Origin of the sequence: Thermobaculum terrenum ATCC BAA-798 (genome assembly GCF_000025005.1) — a bacterium.
In the GTDB taxonomy this organism is placed as follows: Bacteria; Chloroflexota; Chloroflexia; order Thermobaculales; family Thermobaculaceae; genus Thermobaculum; species Thermobaculum terrenum.
This window is the reverse complement of sequence record NC_013525.1, coordinates 1902401-1918494: the sequence shown is the minus strand read 5'-3', so window position 1 is coordinate 1918494 and position 16094 is coordinate 1902401. Positions and strand designations below refer to the sequence as shown.

16 protein-coding genes are annotated in these 16094 nt (G+C 66.2%); 15 read left to right on the top strand and 1 reads right to left on the bottom strand.

Annotated features, from left to right (window positions below):
* Positions 1-1016 precede the first annotated feature (1016 nt).
* The 10 genes from TTER_RS09020 to TTER_RS08980 all read left to right on the top strand — a co-directional run bounded on the left by TTER_RS09020 (position 1017) and on the right by TTER_RS08980 (position 9317).
* The gene (locus tag TTER_RS09020) at positions 1017-1784 is read left to right on the top strand and encodes a TetR/AcrR family transcriptional regulator (protein ID WP_012875715.1); all 768 of its coding nucleotides are present in this window, start codon (positions 1017-1019) and stop codon (positions 1782-1784) included.
* Positions 1765-2682: an ABC transporter ATP-binding protein gene (locus TTER_RS09015; RefSeq protein WP_338131987.1), complete on the top strand. Its 918-nt coding sequence runs from the start codon at positions 1765-1767 to the stop codon at positions 2680-2682. The genes TTER_RS09020 and TTER_RS09015 overlap by 20 nt, the downstream gene beginning before the upstream one ends.
* 18 nt (positions 2683-2700) lie before the next feature.
* Entirely contained in the window at positions 2701-4341 is a 1641-nt protein-coding gene (locus TTER_RS09010) for an ABC transporter permease subunit (protein ID WP_012875713.1), read from the top strand.
* A 268-nt stretch (positions 4342-4609) separates the two neighbouring features.
* Positions 4610-5047 carry a GNAT family N-acetyltransferase gene (locus TTER_RS15780; RefSeq protein ID WP_012875712.1) on the top strand — a complete coding sequence of 146 codons (438 nt, stop codon included), beginning with the start codon at positions 4610-4612 and terminating at the stop codon, positions 5045-5047.
* Positions 5048-5086: 39 nt separating this feature from the next.
* Positions 5087-5278 carry a DUF1059 domain-containing protein gene (locus TTER_RS15395; RefSeq protein ID WP_148211929.1) on the top strand — a complete coding sequence of 64 codons (192 nt, stop codon included), beginning with the start codon at positions 5087-5089 and terminating at the stop codon, positions 5276-5278.
* Positions 5279-5531: 253 nt separating this feature from the next.
* Complete coding sequence (locus tag TTER_RS09000; RefSeq protein WP_012875710.1) at positions 5532-5861, top strand: hypothetical protein; 330 nt, start codon at positions 5532-5534, stop codon at positions 5859-5861.
* Between the two features lie 3 nt (positions 5862-5864).
* Positions 5865-7172: a phage portal protein gene (locus TTER_RS08995; RefSeq protein ID WP_012875709.1), complete on the top strand. Its 1308-nt coding sequence runs from the start codon at positions 5865-5867 to the stop codon at positions 7170-7172.
* Between the two features lie 11 nt (positions 7173-7183).
* Positions 7184-8074 (top strand): major capsid protein, encoded by an 891-nt coding sequence (locus TTER_RS08990; protein WP_012875708.1) that lies wholly within the window; start codon positions 7184-7186, stop codon positions 8072-8074.
* Between the two features lie 12 nt (positions 8075-8086).
* Positions 8087-8662 (top strand): hypothetical protein, encoded by a 576-nt coding sequence (locus TTER_RS08985; protein WP_012875707.1) that lies wholly within the window; start codon positions 8087-8089, stop codon positions 8660-8662.
* A 55-nt stretch (positions 8663-8717) separates the two neighbouring features.
* A complete protein-coding gene (locus TTER_RS08980) occupies positions 8718-9317 on the top strand; it encodes a hypothetical protein (RefSeq protein WP_012875706.1) in 600 nt (199 codons plus the stop codon).
* 291 nt (positions 9318-9608) lie between these two features.
* On the opposite strand, the gene TTER_RS08975 is transcribed toward TTER_RS08980, so the two are convergent.
* Complete coding sequence (locus TTER_RS08975; protein ID WP_012875705.1) at positions 9609-12905, bottom strand: type ISP restriction/modification enzyme; 3297 nt, start codon at positions 12903-12905, stop codon at positions 9609-9611.
* Positions 12906-13155: 250 nt separating this feature from the next.
* Here TTER_RS08975 and TTER_RS16205 point away from each other — a divergent pair, with 250 nt between their 5' ends.
* The 5 genes from TTER_RS16205 to TTER_RS08955 all read left to right on the top strand — a co-directional run bounded on the left by TTER_RS16205 (position 13156) and on the right by TTER_RS08955 (position 15706).
* A complete protein-coding gene (locus TTER_RS16205) occupies positions 13156-13281 on the top strand; it encodes a hypothetical protein (protein WP_277422770.1) in 126 nt (41 codons plus the stop codon).
* A 67-nt stretch (positions 13282-13348) separates the two neighbouring features.
* Complete coding sequence (locus TTER_RS08970; protein ID WP_012875704.1) at positions 13349-13942, top strand: protoglobin domain-containing protein; 594 nt, start codon at positions 13349-13351, stop codon at positions 13940-13942.
* A 23-nt stretch (positions 13943-13965) separates the two neighbouring features.
* The gene (locus TTER_RS08965) at positions 13966-14673 is read left to right on the top strand and encodes a glutamine amidotransferase-related protein (RefSeq protein WP_169302661.1); all 708 of its coding nucleotides are present in this window, start codon (positions 13966-13968) and stop codon (positions 14671-14673) included.
* Complete coding sequence (locus TTER_RS08960; RefSeq protein WP_012875702.1) at positions 14674-15264, top strand: MarR family winged helix-turn-helix transcriptional regulator; 591 nt, start codon at positions 14674-14676, stop codon at positions 15262-15264. It begins immediately after the preceding gene.
* Positions 15265-15409: 145 nt separating this feature from the next.
* The gene (locus TTER_RS08955) at positions 15410-15706 is read left to right on the top strand and encodes a hypothetical protein (protein WP_012875701.1); all 297 of its coding nucleotides are present in this window, start codon (positions 15410-15412) and stop codon (positions 15704-15706) included.
* Positions 15707-16094 lie beyond the last annotated feature (388 nt).

The following is a 16094-nucleotide window of genomic DNA, read 5'->3' as shown; positions in this document are numbered from 1 at the left end:
CCACTACCTCAGTCGGCCACCCTCCCTCATCCTCTCCAACTCCATCCCCAACCCACCTCTCTAAATCCCTCCATGACCCAACCCATATCCAAGTTCCCTGGACACCACCCAGCGTTCCCCTCTCCAGTGGTGGGAGAGGGGCTAGGGGAGAGGGGTCCCTGGGACAGAGCAGGACGCCTCAGAGCACTCATATGTTCTCCACAACCTCCCTGGATGGCACCATGGCACAGCTTTGTGGGGGGAGGTGAGGCCATGGAGAGGAGGAGGGGAACCCCAGACGATCCATGATCGTCCGGGGACCCAGGAGGGGCGGCGACTCCCGTCCCCCTCCTCTCCATGAATCCCTAACACACCCAGCCCTGGGTGATCCACCCTAGGGAGAGGTCTGGAGAGATCACTCTCCATGAGAGGAAGCCCCCCTCGCCACTGCGTGGTGCTCCTCCACCAGGAGGAGTGCATGAGAGGGTACTCTCCATGAGACAAAAACGCCCTCGCCAAATCGTGATGGAAGGCCCACAGGGGATTGGGGTGGAAAGCTTCTCCCTCAATGAGGGGAAGATCACCCAGAGGAGAGGCTTGGAGAGACCTCTCTCCATGAGAGGCACCCCGCCTGGGGCAGTCCCCCGGAGGGGGGCGGGGGGAGGGGGCACTCCTCCAGGGGCTCGGGGAGAAATTCCCGAATTCCCGATTGTTAAGAGACCGGGAAATCGGGAATTTCGGGAATTGGGGCACTGGAGCTGGTGCCCCACATGAGGGCTGAGGGGATATAAAGGCTGGGGGTAGGCAGGCTACGAACTCCCTTCGCGAAGGTGCCGAGATCTGAGGGAATATAAGGGGGGCAGGGGTGCGCCCCCGGCGGCGGGAGGGGCTTGATTTCGGATCGAGGGCAGAGTACAATCGTGCTGTGAATTTTATGACGCAAAATACTTATTTGGTCACAAAATTGGAGGTGGGAATGGCCAGGTGGATGTTTCCCCCGCAGGGTGGCTGCTCCCGCCGCCGGTGGAGGCGCTGAGATGGACGAGCAGGCGAGTACCCGCGGCAGGCGCAGGCTGGATGCCCGCAGGCGCAGGGAGCGTGCCGAGCGCATCCTCGACGCGGCGACCTCCCTGGCCGAGCGCTGGGGATTCGATAAGACGACCATGGAGGATATCGCACGGGAGGCCGGCGTCGCCAAGGGCACGATCTACCACCACTGGAGCAGCCGCGAGGACCTCTTTATCTGTGTGCTGCTGCGCGAGTGGCTGCAGATGGTCGAGGAGCTCCAGGCCCAGGTGCGGGAGGATCCCGAGGGGCTGACCCTCCATGGCCTGGTGAAGTACAGCGTGCTGGCGACCGTTCGACGGCCCCTGCCTCGGGCCCTGCTCCTGACGGACTCCCGCACGCTGGGGAGCATTGCGCGTCACGAGTACCTGCGAGAGGGCTCGCTCATGCGCCGGCGGATGGACTTCCTGCGGGACCTGCTGGTGTTCCTGCGGGAGGAGGGCATGGTCCGCACGGACCTCTCGCTGGAGGATGTGCTGCACACGCTGGGGGCGATCTGCATCGGCTTCATGACGGTGGAGCACTTCTGGCCCGAGGGCGTGACCATCCCGCTTGAGAGGCAGTGCGATCTGCTGGCGGAGGCCACGCGGCGCACACTGGAGACGGGGCACCAGCCGACTCCGGAGCACCGGCAGAGGCTGTCCCGCTTCCTGGAGGAGCGCCTGGGCCAGATGGTCACTATGGTGAGGGCATACCTGCAACAGCATCTAGAGGAGGTGGATGATGGGAGCGCTGATTGATGTCCAGGGGTTGACCAAGAGCTATGGCCGCAACAGGGGTATCGTCGACCTGACGTTCCAGGTCGAGGAGGGCGAGATCTTCGGCTTCCTTGGGCCCAACGGTGCGGGCAAGACCACGACCATCCGCACGCTGATGGGGTTCCTGCGGCCGTCGGCCGGCAGGGCGACGATCGCGGGGCTGGACTGCTGGGCGCAGTCGACGGCCGTCAAGCGGCTGGTGGGCTACCTGCCATCGGAGTTCGCGTTCGACCCCGGGATGACGGGGGCGCAGATCCTCTCGTACCTGGGGCACCTGCGAGGCGGGGTGGATCGCCGGTACGTCGCGGCGCTCTGCGACCGGCTGGACTTCGACCCCGGCAAGCGCTTCCGGGAGTACTCGAGGGGCAACCGGCAGAAGCTGGGGATCATCCAGGCGTTCATGCACAGGCCCCGCCTGCTCATCCTGGATGAGCCCACGGGAGGGCTCGACCCGCTCAACCAGCAGGAGTTCTACCGCATCCTGCGGGAGGTGCAGGCGGAGGGCGCCACGGTGTTCCTCTCCTCGCACATCCTGCCGGAGGTGGAGCACACCTGCCAGAGGGTGGGCATCGTGCGCGATGGGCGCCTGGTGGAGATCAACGAGGTGGAGCAGCTCAAGAGGCTCCGCCAGCAGACGGTGGTCGTGACGTTCGGCAGGCAGGTGCCCTCGGAGGAGTTCGCCTCCCTGCCGGAGGTGGAGGACCTGAAGGTGGAGCGAGATGGCCGGGAGCTGCACCTGCACGTGCGGGGCGGCGACCTGAGCGCCGTCATCCGGAAGGCCGCTGAGTACAACGCCCAGAACCTCACGGTCCAGGAGCCCAGCCTAGAGGAGATCTTCATGCGCTTCTATGAGCCCGAGGGCGTGGGCGCGCGTGCATAACTGTCTGGAGGGAGAGAGATGTTCCGGTCGGTCTGGCTGAAGACGATAAGGGATCACAGGGTCGCGGTGCTCGGCTGGAGCATCGGGCTGGGCCTGCTGCTATATGCGCTGTACGCTACCGCGGAGCAGGCGCTGAGGGGCGGCGTGGCTGAGATCTACCAGTCCTTCAGGTTCTATGCCGACCCCGTGGCAATCGACACCGTCCCAGGGTACATCACGTTCCGCGGCACGAGCGTGCTGATTCCCACGGTGCTGGCGATATGGGTGCTGCTTACGGGAGCAAGGCTGCTGCGCGGGGAGGAGGAGCGGGGCTCCATGGACGTGCTGCTCTCCTACCCCCTGGGGAGGGTGAGGCTGCTGCTGGAGAAGCTGATCGGCGTGGCGGTGAGCATCCTCCTGATCTGCCTGATCCTTGCAGGGTTCGCGATGTTGGGGCAGGCCAGCGCTCACGAGGCCGTGGACTACGGGCGGGCGCTAGGGGCGATGCTCAACGTCGGGCTATTCGAGCTGTGCGTGCTGCTCGTCGTCTGCCTCCTGTCGCACTTCCTGCGGACGGCCGGCGCGGCGGCGGGCTGGACGGGCGGGGTGCTACTCGTGATGTTCATGCTCGACGCTGTGGGCCGCACCGTGGAGGGCGCCGGCTGGCTGCGTAACCTGTCGCTCTACCATTATTACAACGCCAACAAGCCGCTGATCCCCTCGGTGCCCGCCGACTGGGCGGCCCTGGCGGTGCTGGGGGTGGCGCTGCTGGCGCTGCTGGTGATCAATGCCTGGGTCTTTGCGCGGCGGGACCTCGGGGGCGTCGTGCTGGACCTCTCCGCAGGGGGCCAGAGGGAGGAGAAGCCTCTGGAGCTCCTGGAAGAGGCCTGGGGCTCGCCCTGGCTGCGGTCGCTGGGGTGGCGCACGCTGCGGGCGCGGTCGCTGGCCATCCTGGCATGGACGGTCGGCATCTGCGGGGGCTACGCGGGCCTGCTGACCTGGATGCTGCCGAGGCTGCTGGATGTGTTCCGCAGGATCGTCGGCGAGGGCGGCGTGCTGGGCGAGCTGTTCAGCGGGCAGGATATCTCCACCAACCAGGGGGTGATCAGCGCTGCACTGTTCGGCTTCATACCGGTGCTCGTCAGCTTCTACGCGCTCACGCTGGCGGCCTCCTGGAGCCGCGACCTCGACAACGGCCGCATGGAGATCGTCCTCTCCACGCCGCAGCCCAGGTCCCGGCTGCTGCTGGAGCACGCGGCGGCGGTGATCCTGGCGGCGATCTTCCTGCCGGTGGTGCTGTGGCTGGCGATCCTGCTTGCGGCCTGGGCGGTGGACCTGCGGGTGGACGTCGCCAGGCTGGCGGCAGCGTCGGCGGCGATCTTCCCGCTGGAGCTCATCGCCGCGGGGCTGGTGTACCTGCTGGCCTGCAGGCTGCCCTCGGGCGCCGCAACGGGCCTGGCGAGCGCCTTCCTGCTGGTCTCCTTCCTGGGAGAGTTCCTTCGACCGGTGGTCAGCATGCCGGACTGGCTGATCGGCCTGTCAATCTTTCACCAGTACGGCACGCCGGCGGTGACCGGCATGGAGTGGGGCAGGTTCCTGGCGCTGCTGGCGGTCGGGGTGGCGCTCCTCGTGGCCGCCGTGGTCGCCTTCGGCCGCACCAGCCTGGCAGCCCGCTCGTGAGGTGCCACGCGCCTGATCCCACGTGATGCGCCATCCTGCGCCCCGGGGAGCTGACCCCCTGGGGCTGATGCCCTCCCCGTCCTGGGCCGGTGGGAGCTCGCGGGCTCCTGCCGGCCTTTCGGCTGCTCCGGGCGCGGCGGTGGTCACCGCCCCCGCTTCGTTCCCTTTGGCCGCTGGGTGTGTCATCATGGTGGTGGCTCCTGTGGAGGGGCCGGCTCCTTCGAGCGGGCATCATGCGAGCAAAGATCAGTTGTGGAGGTGTCGGGAAGTGGGGAAACTGGATGTGCGGCCTGCATCACAGCGGGATGTGGAGAAGCTGAGCAACCTGTGCGCCCAGCTGGGATACCCCTCCGCGGTGGAGGACGTGGCCACGAGGCTTGGGAGGATCTCCGGGCGGCCCGACCACTGCCTGCTGGTGGCCGAGATCGATGGCGAGGTGGTGGGCTGGGCACACGTCTGCGAGGCACTTACGCTGGAGTCGGGAGCCTGCGCGGTGTTGGCCGGCCTGGTGGTGGACGAGGGCCACAGGAGCAGGGGCGTGGGCGCTCAGCTGCTACGCGCCGCCGAGGAGTGGGCCAGGTGCCAGGGCTACGGGCGCATCATCGTGCGCAGCAACGTGGTCAGGGAGCGCGCCCACCGCTTCTACGAGCGCCAGGGCTACACGCTGGTCAAGACCTCCAGGGTCTTCGAGCGCCGCCTGGAGTAGTCGGCGTGGCACGCTTGTTGATGCTGCAATGGTGATCGCTTGCAGGGTCATCCGTCGCAGGGGGTAGAGATGAGAGCTCTGGAGTGCGAGTGCGGAGAGCACATCGAGGCGGTCAACGACGAGGAGCTGCGCATCAGGCTGCGCGAACACCTCAACTACTACCACCAACAGGGCGAGATCTCCGACGAGGACCTGGAGAGGATCATCGCCGAGCGGGCCTACGACGTCTAGCGCTGGGGGGGGGCTGCCGGCCCGCCCCTGACATCCTGCCGTGGGGGCAGCGCGCCCCCCCTTCCAGCCTGCCCTTCGCGTGATCGCGCCGGGCGTGTTCCCCCGGGAAGCCCCGCCCTGGAGTTGTGTCGCTCCCTCCTGGTGAACATAAGTTTGCTTTATATTGATAGCTTTATAAAAATATCTCAAAAGACTTGATTAAGTTGTTGTTATATAGTATATAGCACTTAAGTTCTTAAACAAGGAGGGAGTAATGAGCAACACCGGTGATCCTGTGAATCCCAGCGTGGAGGAGGTGCAGCTCCGGCTGCGGGAGGCCGTCGAGCGCTACCGCCAGGCCGTGGTCGCCTCCCACCCCGATATCGTCCCCGAGCTGGTGGAGGGGCAGACGATCGAGGAGATCGATGCATCCCTGGAGGTGGCCCGGGCGGCCTACCAGAGAACGGTCGAGCGGGCGCGCCAGTCCTCGGTGCAGTCACTGCCGGCCTCCAACCCTGCGAGGTCTGCCTCCCCGCCAGCGGACGTGCGCAGTGCCCCCGCCATCGCCAAGATCGCCTGGGCGCTCGGCAGGCGCAGGGGGTAGGCGATGGCTGCGACCAACGTACAGATGGCCGACTCCCGCTGGGAGAGGCTGCGCCGCTACAGGGAGTACCTCGACTTCTACGCCGGCGACCAGTGGGAATCGCCCCCGCGGGCGGGCGAGAAGCGCCTGACGTTCAACTACGCCCGCGTCTTCGTCCACAAGGCGGCCTCCTACCTCTTCGGCAAGCCGTACAACCTGCAGGTCCCCCCCTCGGACGAGATGCCCCCGGAGCGCGCCGCCGAGGTGGAGCGCCTGCTCAAGGCCACCTACGAGGCCAACAACCTCTACGCGCTCGACTACGATACCGCCGTGGATGCCGCCGTCATCGGCGACGGCGCCTTCCGCGTCCTCCCCACAGAGGAGGGCGTCCGGGTCACCTCCGTCGACCCCCAGGCGCTGGACGTCGAGACCGACCCGCTGGACTTCCGGCGGGTGCTCGCCGTCACCCACAGCTACACCGTCGAGGAGCCCGTCGACCACGGCCTGTGGGCCGGCCGCAGGCTCTCCGGCGAGTTCGTCGAGCGCTGGACCGACTCCGAGGTCACGCTGCAGGTCGATGGCGCCCACGTCGCCACCCTGCCCAACCCCCTGGGGCGTATCCCCTACGTCATATTCCCCAACATTCGCAGGCCGTTCTCCTTCTGGGGAGAATCCGACCTGGTGGACCTCATAGGGCCGGCGCGGGAGCTCAACAAGCGCATGTCCGTGCTCGCCTGGGTGCTGGAGGTCTCGGGCAACCCGATCGCCGTACTTGAGAACGCCGAGGCGGACGGTATCCGCGTGGGACCGGGGCAGCTCTGGGAGCTCCCAGCCGAGAGCAAGGCCTACCTGCTCGACCTACTACAGGGAGGGGGCGTCAAACTCCATATCGAGTACGTGGACCTGCTCTACCGGGCACTGCACGACATCGCCGAGACCCCGCGCACGGCCTTTGGGGATTCCGGCAGGGTGATCTCCGGCGCGGCGCTGGAGGTCGAGATGGAGCCGCTGGTCCAGAAGGTCAGCCGCAAGCGCCAGATATGGACCGGCGTCATCCAGGCCCGCAACGAGCTCATCCTGCGCTCCCTGGAGCTCTTGGGCGCCGGCCCCATGGCACCCTACAGGACGCTCGTCCAGTGGCCCAGCCTCCTGCCGGAGGACCGCTCCCAGACCGTGCGCGACGAGGTGGCGCTCGTGGAGGCCGGCATCCACTCCCGCCGCCGCGCGATGGAGGTCCTGGGAGAGGATGACCCCGAGGCGGAGTACCGCCGCGTCGTGGAGGAATCCCTGTCCCCTGAGGACATCTCGCTGATGCAACTACAGTACAGATAGGAGGGTTACCCATGGCACTCACCAAGACAGAGGCTGCAAAGCTCACCAACGATATGCTGCTGGCCGGCGTCGTCGAGACGATCGTCCAGGAATCCCCCGTCCTGCGCTACCTGCCCTTCATGGAGGTGCAGGGCAACGAGCTGCGGTACAACCAGGAGGCCACCAACCCCGCGGCCTCCTTCTACGACGTGGGCGACACCTGGACCGAGGCCACGCCCACCTTCAATAGCCGCACCGCGGCCCTGCGCATCATCGGCGGCGATGCCGACATCGATGCCTTCCTCCAGCAGACCTACAGCAGCGTGCAGGACCTGGAGGCCGCCATCATCGCCGAGCGCGCCAAGGCCGTCGCCTACGCCTTCTCCGACTCCTTCTACAACGGCGACTCCTCCGCCAACCCCAAGCAGTTCGACGGCCTCAAGAAGCTCATCACATCCCCCTCCCAGATAGAGGACCTGGGAGCCAACGGCGGCAACCTCACGCTCGACGCGATGGACTCCTTCCTCGATCGCGTCAAGCCCGGCAGACCCGACGTCATCCTATGCTCCAAGCGCACCCGCAGGAAGCTCAACTCCCTGCGCCGCGCCTCCGGCTCCGTGCTGGAGACGGACGTCGACCAGTTCGGCCGCCACGTCCTCTACTACGACGGCATCCCCGTCGAGGTGGACGACAGTATCTCCGACTCCGAGACCAAGGGCACCGCCAACAACTGCTCCACGATGTACGCCGTCAAGTTCGGCTTCCAGACCGGCCTGATGGGCATCGAGAACGGCGGCATCCAGGTCGAGGAAGTGGGCATGCTGGAGACGAAGAACGCCCGCAGGTGGCGCATCAAGTGGTACGTGGGCCTCGTGCTCTTCCGCGAGATAGCCGCCGCCAAGATGGTCGGCATCCTGCCCTAGGAGGTTGCGCCCATGGTCACGCGTGCCGATATGCGCAACCGACTGCGATGGGAGCTGGGCGACGAGACCCAGCCCTACGTCTGGAAGGACCTGGAGCTCAACGAGTACATCGATAGCTCCGTGCAGTTGCTGACCACCCACGTGCCCCGCACCCGCTGCAGGGTCGTTAACCCCGACCCCGCCGACGGCGCCTACTACCTGCCGGAGGACTGCATCGGACCGCCCTGGAGGGTCGACATGGACGGGCAGGTGCTGCCGCCCAGCGCCTACTTCCTGCCCGATGACCACATCCTCATGCTCGAGCCCATGGGCACCCGCGGGGTGCGACCGATCGCCGTCACCTATCCGGCGTGCGTCTTCCCTCCCGGGGACGACACCACACCCCTGGGCATCCTCCACTGGGAGGAAGAGCCCCTGCTGTGGCTATCGGCCTACTCCGCCCTCTGCTCCCTGGAGAGCAGGCGACAGCGCGGCGGCGTCATGATCCGCAAGGAGGTACCCTCGATCGAGGCCTACGCCCAGCGCTACAAGGACTGGCTACGATCACAACCCAGGAAGATGCACTGCAGCTTCCTGCGCTCCTACTAGCTGCCGGGAGGGGCACCCGCCCCTCCCTCACTCCCCACTTCAGAAAGGAGATACCATGAGCATCATCCAGCGAGGACTCATCACATCCTACGACCCCTACACCAGGCGCGCCACCGTGCAACCCATCGACTCCGATGGTGGAGCCGTCTCCGCCGTGGTGGCCGATCACGTGCGCGACGAGCACCTGCAGGACCACTGCCTCCTGCTGCGGCCCCCGGCAGGCGACCTGCTCGTGGTGGCCACCCTCGGGGGAGCCCCCTCCCAGGCGGTGATCCCGGGCAGCCCAGCCACCACGTCCAGCCTCCTGCTCGGGAGCATCCCCTACGCGACGGGCACCCCCTGGCAGGACGTGCTCTCGGCGACGATCACCACCGATGCCCCCTCGCGGCTGTGGATCGCCCTGCAGCTCGAGGGCTACACCAGCGCGCAGGCCACCTCCGCCCTGGAGGTCCGCATCCTCGCCGGCACCTCCCAGAGCCGGGTCGCCGCCTACGGCTCCCCCCTGGCGGGCCTGCGCCAGGCGTTCACCCACTCCTCAGTCATCGCCGCCGCAAGCGGCACCCGCAGCGTGCGCGCCCAGGTGCGCAACCTCGCCTCCGGCAGCACCGTCACCCTCACCGGCGGCGCCATGGTCGTCCTCCCCCTGCACGAGTAGGTGACCGCCAGGGCACGGAGGCACCCCCGGGAAGTGTGCCCCGTGCCCCTCGAGGGCCCTCCCACGAAGGCCCCAAAGCCGCTCTCTACCCCCACCTTCGATGCCTGCCCCCACCGCGGTACTTGCTCTCCCTTCAGCCCTGTCCCTATACTTTACCCCCCACCCACAGTTTGCGCCGCCCCTACACTTTGTGCTGCCCCCACAGGTTGTCCTCCCTGCCGGTATGCCCCTCTCCCCCTCGCGGACGCCCTGGCAAGCGTCCTTCCCGGGGGCAGGAGATGGATCGCGGGCTTATCCTCCCGCCTGGGGGGCGGGTGAGATGACCCACACCTGGTCTATCCTGCTCATGAGATCCCGGGTGCGCCGCAGCGCCTCGATGATTCGCCTGTAGGTCTCGATCTCCTCATAGGAGAGCCGACGACCCTTGCGGTCCTTCAGCCACTTCTCGGCCACCTGGTAGCCACCGATGTGGAACTCCCACGCTTCCCGGGGGACGTGCGTGAAGTGCTGCGTCCGGTTGATCCAGACGACCTGTCTCTGCTCGTCGTAGCAAGGTGCCTCCACGATGTTGTCGCCGGGCTGGGGGAAGCCTACCTGCGTGTGCTCCAGGGAGGGATCCCGCAGGGTGTGCAGGTCGATCAGCTGCAGGCCCAGGTCCGCGAGCTGGAGGAAGGTATCGCCGTCGGGCGGGAGGGGCACTCGCGGGAAGTCCGAGCGCAGGAAGTCGGCGTAGCGAGTGCGGTAGCTGGGCGAGTGGAGCACGGCGTAGATCCACCCCAGCAGGTCCTCCGGCGTGAAGGTGCCGGGAGTGCGGGCCGCTGGACGGTTGGGCCACCACCCCTCGGGCTCGAAGCGCAGGCCCGTCCGCTCCGCGACCTCGGCGATGAACGTAGGCGCGAAGTTGGGCCAGCGGGCGTACTCCTCCCTGGGGAAGAGGGATCTCACCAGCTCGGGTATCTCCTGCTGGGTGCGCGCCACCTCGGCCGCAGAGGCGATCTCCATCGCCTCGACGCGCCTCACCGCCTCGCGTATCGCGTCCGCCCTGCTGTACGCCTCCCCACCCTCAGGATACAGGTAGAGGGGGAAGAGGTAGTTTACTTCCTTGATGGACACAGTATGGTGCTGCACTATGTGTCTTGTAGCAAATAGATGCTCAAATCCCCTGCCTATCTCGATTGAGCGCGTAGAACTTATCCCCACGTTCTCGCCGCGCAGCATGTGGCCCATGACCTCGGGACGAGGCCTGCATATGAAGCCTCTGCTCCTGCCAGTATAGTAGGTGTAGCGAACATCGAACGGCCGATACAGCACCGGCACTATGCGGTCCCTGAGGACGCCGTGATCGCGGATGTCCTGCTGCGCCAGGCTCACCTTCCAGTCCCTGACATCTAGGCCGAGATTGTAGCGCTGCCTGGCCTCCTCAGGAGGGAGGGAGACAAAATCTCGCACTGTCCTGAGCATGTCCTCTGAGCTCCACTGGATGGCGAGCTTATCGCGCGCGGTCACGATCCCGACGGAGTTTACGGGCATGATATCGGTGATCCTGGGGCCGCGCTCGTACTCCTCCGCAAGGTCCGTCTGGCGGGGCTTGAAGAGGTACAGGGGTGATGTGGGGTGCAGCTCCTGCCACTGGGTGGTCGTGACGTCCTGCTCCCCGAGGTACCGGTACTTCTCCTCGCGCCTGCCCCACAGGTCGGCATGGAACACGCGTTTCGGGCCCTGGTAGCCGGGAGTCTTGACGAAGATGCCGATGCACACGCCCTGCTGGATGTCGAACACGTTCTCGTCTGGCCCGCCGTCTGGCGCCTTCTCTTTCTTCTTGGTGTTGCCGTGGAGGTCCAGCAGGTAGATGTGGTCGAAGGTGCGCATCAGCGACTGGCGCATCCCCCTGAAGGTGGGGTTATCCAGGTAGCTGTGGTTGCTGATGTAGGCGAGGATGCCCTGGCCGGTGCGGTTGATCCTCCACTGCCCGAAGCGGATGAACTTGACGTAGTCATCCTGCAGCCACTTCGGGTTGCGCTCGCCCAGGGGCTTGCCGTCCACCTGGTAGTAGTCGCGCAGGAGGTTGCCTATCCACTCGCCCCGGTTGGCGGAGTGGCCGGAGTAGGGCGGGTTGCCGAGCACGACCATGATCGGCTTGTCGCGCTTGATCTCCGCGGCAGCGTTGGCCTCCTGGCTGATGTACTCGGCAAAGGGCAGGGGTGAGGCCTGCACCGCCTCCGCGAGGGTGTTGGTTAGATAGACCCCGATGCGCTCGGAGCCATCGAGGTTGTAGCCGGTCTCGCGCAGCAGCCAGGAGAGCTTCAGGTGCGCGACGGCGTAGGGGGCCATCAGCAGCTCGAAGCCGAAGATGCGTGGGATGAGGCGCTCGGCGACGTACCCCTGCCACAGGCCTCCCAGCCCACGACTCAGCAGGCTCTCGTGCACCCTGAGGATCGCATCGTAAAGGAAGGTGCCCGTCCCCGTGGCGGGGTCGAGCACGATGGTGTTAGGATCGGCAAGGCCGTGTTCCTGCCCGAAGTGCTCCTGCAGGAGGCGGTCCACCGAGCGCACGATGTATGAGACCACGGGCTCCGGGGTATAGTACACCCCACGCATCTCCCGCACCTTCGGGTCATACTCCGCCAGGAACGTCTCGTAGAAGTGGACCACGGGATCCTCCTGGCGGGTGGCACGACCGAAGTCGCGCATGATCGCCGCCATGTCGGCCACGGAGAGCAGGTCGGCGATCGCGTCAACGATCCAGTCGACCGCGCTTGAGAGCCCGGGACCAGTGATCGCGTCGAAGAACTGGCGCAGGAAGGGGTTGGTCCTGGGCAGCATATGGGCCGCCATGTAGCGGTTGAAAGTCGTGGCCGTATCGCCCATGATCCTGGCAGTGAAGAGGCCATAGGCGATCGTCTGGGCGTACATGTCGGCGAAGTCCTCGGGCTGCAGATCCGGCAGGAGGGTCTCCCTGAAGGCCGCCAGCTGCAGGATCAGCTTGCTCTCGGAACCTCCCTGTGCAGCAGCCAGCTGCTCGTGCTCGAGCGTGCGGATCACCTGGTCGCGCAGGGTGTGGGCGAGCTCCGCCATGCGGATCGCAAGCTCGCGGGGGCTGGAGATACTCGGTGGCGACTGGGAGATGAACCCCTTCAGGAGCTGGTGGACCTCCTCCAGGCCCTTCGTGTCCCTGGCGATCCTACCGGAGTGGTCCGCCGAGCCCAGGCGTGCCCTGGCGCGCAGATCGCCGTTGAGGTACCAGCGAAACTCCAGGTAGTCGGTGAGGATGAGGTTGGGCAGGGCCTTGCGGTAGCGCACGAGCTGTTCGGATCGCTCTACGCGGTCGAGGTCCGTGCCCACATCCTTGGCCTCGACGTAGCCGATGGTCATCATGCCGCCGGGGCGAGGGCGCTGCACCAGGAAGTCGATCGCGCCGAAGTCGCTGCGTCCCGGCTCGTTGATCGCACGGGTGTTGGGCTGCAGGCTCTCGACAAGCCTCTGGAGCGCGGCCCTGTGGGTGTGCTCGCCGGCGTGCCCCGTGCGCAAGTTGTCTTCAATGGTCTTCAGATACGCTCTTACGGCGTCTCTCCACTCGCTTACCTGCATGCTGACCTCACGTAGTTTGCTGGCTGACCCCTGGAGGCAAGGTGTTATGGAACTTGGTGCACTCGCGCACCGCTGTGGCATCACTTACAGGGACCAGGCCGTCAACAAAAGTTGATAGCTATATCATACTACACGAGGGCCAGGTGGCATAGATCGAGCTGCGCAGGAGGCCCGTATCCGCGGTGGACGCCACAGGCCCTGAGGGTGTCCCGATCCAGGCTTCCCCCAGCATTCGGCCGTGACCCACGGGGTGAAGGCGCCTGTAAGCCTGCCCCCCACCGAGGGAGACGGCTGGACCTTCGACCGGAAGCCAGCGCGTGAGACCGCCGGGGAGTGGATGAGGGCTTTGTTCCTGCTGCGGCCTGAAGGGGATTGACAGGACCTAAATATGTAGGTATCCTACATATTAACCCTCAGGGGAACTTGCAACAGGAGGAGTCGTGATGAGCCAGGTAGAGATTCCCGGATACACCTACGGACAGCCCTCGGTGCAGCCCTCGCCCGTGTCGATGGAGGATCTGGAGCACATCCAGTCCTGTCTGCTGTGGTCGGATGAGGACGTGCAGGCGCTGCGCAGGGCAGGCGAGATCCTTGGCCCCCGCAAGGAGGAGATCCTCGACGTGTGGTACGGCTTCGTGGCGTCGCAGCCCCACCTGCTGGCCTACTTCTCTCGGCCCGATGGTCCCAGCCAGGAGTACCTGCAGAGGGTGCGCGCCCGCTTCGGTCGCTGGATCGAGGATACCTGCAGGGCGGAGTACGACCAACGCTGGCTGGACTACCAGGAGGAGATAGCCCAGCGGCACTTCACCAGGAAGAACCAGACCGATGGCGCGGCCGCGGAGGGCACGCCTCCCTACATCCATTGGCGGTACATCAACGCGCTGGTGTACCCTATATATGCCACGGTGCGGCCCTTCCTGGAGCAGAGCGGGGAGCCGCCCGAGATGGTGGAGAAGATGCACCAGGCCTGGCTGAAGGCCGTGCTGCTACAGGCCACCCTGTGGGCGCGTCCTTACGCCAAGAACGAGGCCTGGTGAGGAAGGAGCCTACCTTGAAGAGAGTGATCGCGCTGCGTCATGTCCCCTGGGAGGACCTGGGAGCGTTCGAGCGTCACATCGTGCGCCTTGGGGCGGAGGTGGAGTACGTCGACCTGTTCGCGGGGAGTATGCCCTCCGCGGTGGGGGAGCCCTCCGCCCTGTTCGTGATGGGCGGCCCGATGGGCGTGTACGAGGGGGATCGTTACCCCTTCCTGAGGCGGGAGGTGGAGTTCATCCGCAGCTGCCTGGAGAGCGGCGTTCCGACCGTTGGCGTCTGCCTGGGGAGCCAGCTGCTCGCGGCGGCGCTCGGCGCCGGAGTGTACCCCAACCCCCGGGGCAAGGAGATCGGCTGGGGCGAGATCACCACCATGCCCGAGGCCGCAAGCGACCCCATCTTCTCGAGGTTCGCCCCCACGGAGACGGTGCTGCACTGGCACGGGGATATCTTCGACCTGCCGCCGGGAGCTATCCCCCTGGCCAGCTCGGCTGTTACCCCCTGCCAGGCATTCAGGTGGGGCAGTAGCGCCTGGGGCATCCTCTTCCACGTGGAGGCCGATGACGGCCTGCTCTCCAGGTGGCTGAGCGAGCCCCAGATGATCGCGGAGGCCAGCGCACAGGATCCCAACCTGCCGGAGGCGATCGCGCGGGAGGCGCCCCGCCACGTGCCCCGGCTCGAGTCGCTGCAGGCGGCTGTGGTCGACGCCCTGCTGGGGCCTGCGGAGGGAGGATAGATGGACCGCCTCGCGATGACCTTCCTGCGGCTGGGGCAGGCGATGCGCGCCCTCATCGCCCGGGAGTCGCACGGTGAGGGTCTGACGCCGGCGCAGGCACAGGCGCTCCTGTTCGTGCGGCATACCAAGAGCTTTGCGACGACGATCGGTAACCTCGCGCTCTGGCTCGCCAGCTCGCACGCCAGCGCCGTGGGCGTGGTGGACTCCCTGGAGCGCAGGGGGCTGCTGACCCGGGAGGTCAGCGACCGCGACCGCAGGGTCACGCTGCTCCGCCTGACGCCCGAGGGGGAGCGAGTGGCCTCGGCGCTCGCCCGCTGGGGAGACGCCCTCTCGGAGGCGCTGGCCGAGATGACGCCCGAGGATCGCCGCGTCTTCGAGCTGGGGCTAGGCAGGGTGCTCTGGAGCCTGCAGGAGGCGGGAGCGCTCTTCGTGGCGGAGCCCTGCCGCGGGTGCGCCTACTTCCGGGAGAACGCCCTCCCGGGGAGTCTCCATCCCCACAGGTGCGCGCTGATCGACGCCTACCTCTCGGAGGAGGAGTCGCGCAAGCTCTGTCCCGATCACACACCGGTGGCGAATTTCTCCGGCAAATAGCCGAGGGGTCTCGCATATCCCCGCGATAAGTTGTATAATAAGTAATCTCAACGGCGAGGCCGCTGGGAGTTGCTCGGTCCCGTTGTGACCGAGCTTATTTGTTTTATAGCGGGTCGACAGAGAAGACAACACAAAGGAGTTCTTAATGGTCAACGTCAGCACAGCAGCAAAGGAGATCCTGCAGGGCGTGGAGGTCGCCGAAGGCGACGTGCTCCGTCTCGAGGTGCTCAACACCGGCGAGATCGGCCTGGTGAGCGGCAAAGCTCAGGTGGGCGATCAGGTGGTCGAGCACGAGGGACACGAGGTGCTCCACATCTCCGAGGACGTCAGCCAGGCGCTCGACGGCTCCACCATCGACCTCATCGAGACGCCGGACGGCATCCAGCTCGGCCTGGTGTTCAACGATGAGGACCTGGCAGGCGACGAGTTCCAGGCGCAGTAAGTGATCCCAGGGAGGGGCATAGCTCCTCCCTGCACCATCTCCGCCCTTTGGCCTGCACCGCTGGTGCAGATATGCTTCCCTGGCCTTCCAAAGGCCACCCCCTGACACTCCCCAATTGCGGGGCCTCCACACCCTCCGGGCCATAGAGCCACCCCTACACCACTTCCCACCCGGGACTACACCCGGACAGGTACGGCTGGCCTCCACCCCCCAAGACCTCAGGGTACACACCCCACATCGCATGGCACCCTCGGGGAGGCACAATATTAGAACAAAATAGAACACCATGCATGTCGGCCCCTGCGCAGCCCCCCTCTTTCGACCACACCATGCAAGGTATGCCCAGGGGAGAGCCCGGATCAGGCCACAGCACCTCCCCCCTCCACCC

What these genes read in the sequence shown, in the direction of transcription:
- TTER_RS09020 (WP_012875715.1), top strand. Translation starts at nt 1,017, where the DNA reads ATGGACGAGCAGGCGAGTACCCGCGGCAGGCGCAGGCTGGATGCCCGC.
- TTER_RS09015 (WP_338131987.1), top strand. Translation starts at nt 1,765, where the DNA reads ATGATGGGAGCGCTGATTGATGTCCAGGGGTTGACCAAGAGCTATGGC.
- TTER_RS09010 (WP_012875713.1), top strand. Translation starts at nt 2,701, where the DNA reads ATGTTCCGGTCGGTCTGGCTGAAGACGATAAGGGATCACAGGGTCGCG.
- TTER_RS09000 (WP_012875710.1), top strand. Translation starts at nt 5,532, where the DNA reads ATGAGCAACACCGGTGATCCTGTGAATCCCAGCGTGGAGGAGGTGCAG.
- TTER_RS08995 (WP_012875709.1), top strand. Translation starts at nt 5,865, where the DNA reads ATGGCTGCGACCAACGTACAGATGGCCGACTCCCGCTGGGAGAGGCTG.
- TTER_RS08990 (WP_012875708.1), top strand. Translation starts at nt 7,184, where the DNA reads ATGGCACTCACCAAGACAGAGGCTGCAAAGCTCACCAACGATATGCTG.
- TTER_RS08985 (WP_012875707.1), top strand. Translation starts at nt 8,087, where the DNA reads ATGGTCACGCGTGCCGATATGCGCAACCGACTGCGATGGGAGCTGGGC.
- TTER_RS08980 (WP_012875706.1), top strand. Translation starts at nt 8,718, where the DNA reads ATGAGCATCATCCAGCGAGGACTCATCACATCCTACGACCCCTACACC.
- TTER_RS08975 (WP_012875705.1), bottom strand. Translation starts at nt 12,905, where the DNA reads ATGCAGGTAAGCGAGTGGAGAGACGCCGTAAGAGCGTATCTGAAGACC.
- TTER_RS08970 (WP_012875704.1), top strand. Translation starts at nt 13,349, where the DNA reads ATGAGCCAGGTAGAGATTCCCGGATACACCTACGGACAGCCCTCGGTG.
- TTER_RS08960 (WP_012875702.1), top strand. Translation starts at nt 14,674, where the DNA reads ATGGACCGCCTCGCGATGACCTTCCTGCGGCTGGGGCAGGCGATGCGC.
- TTER_RS08955 (WP_012875701.1), top strand. Translation starts at nt 15,410, where the DNA reads ATGGTCAACGTCAGCACAGCAGCAAAGGAGATCCTGCAGGGCGTGGAG.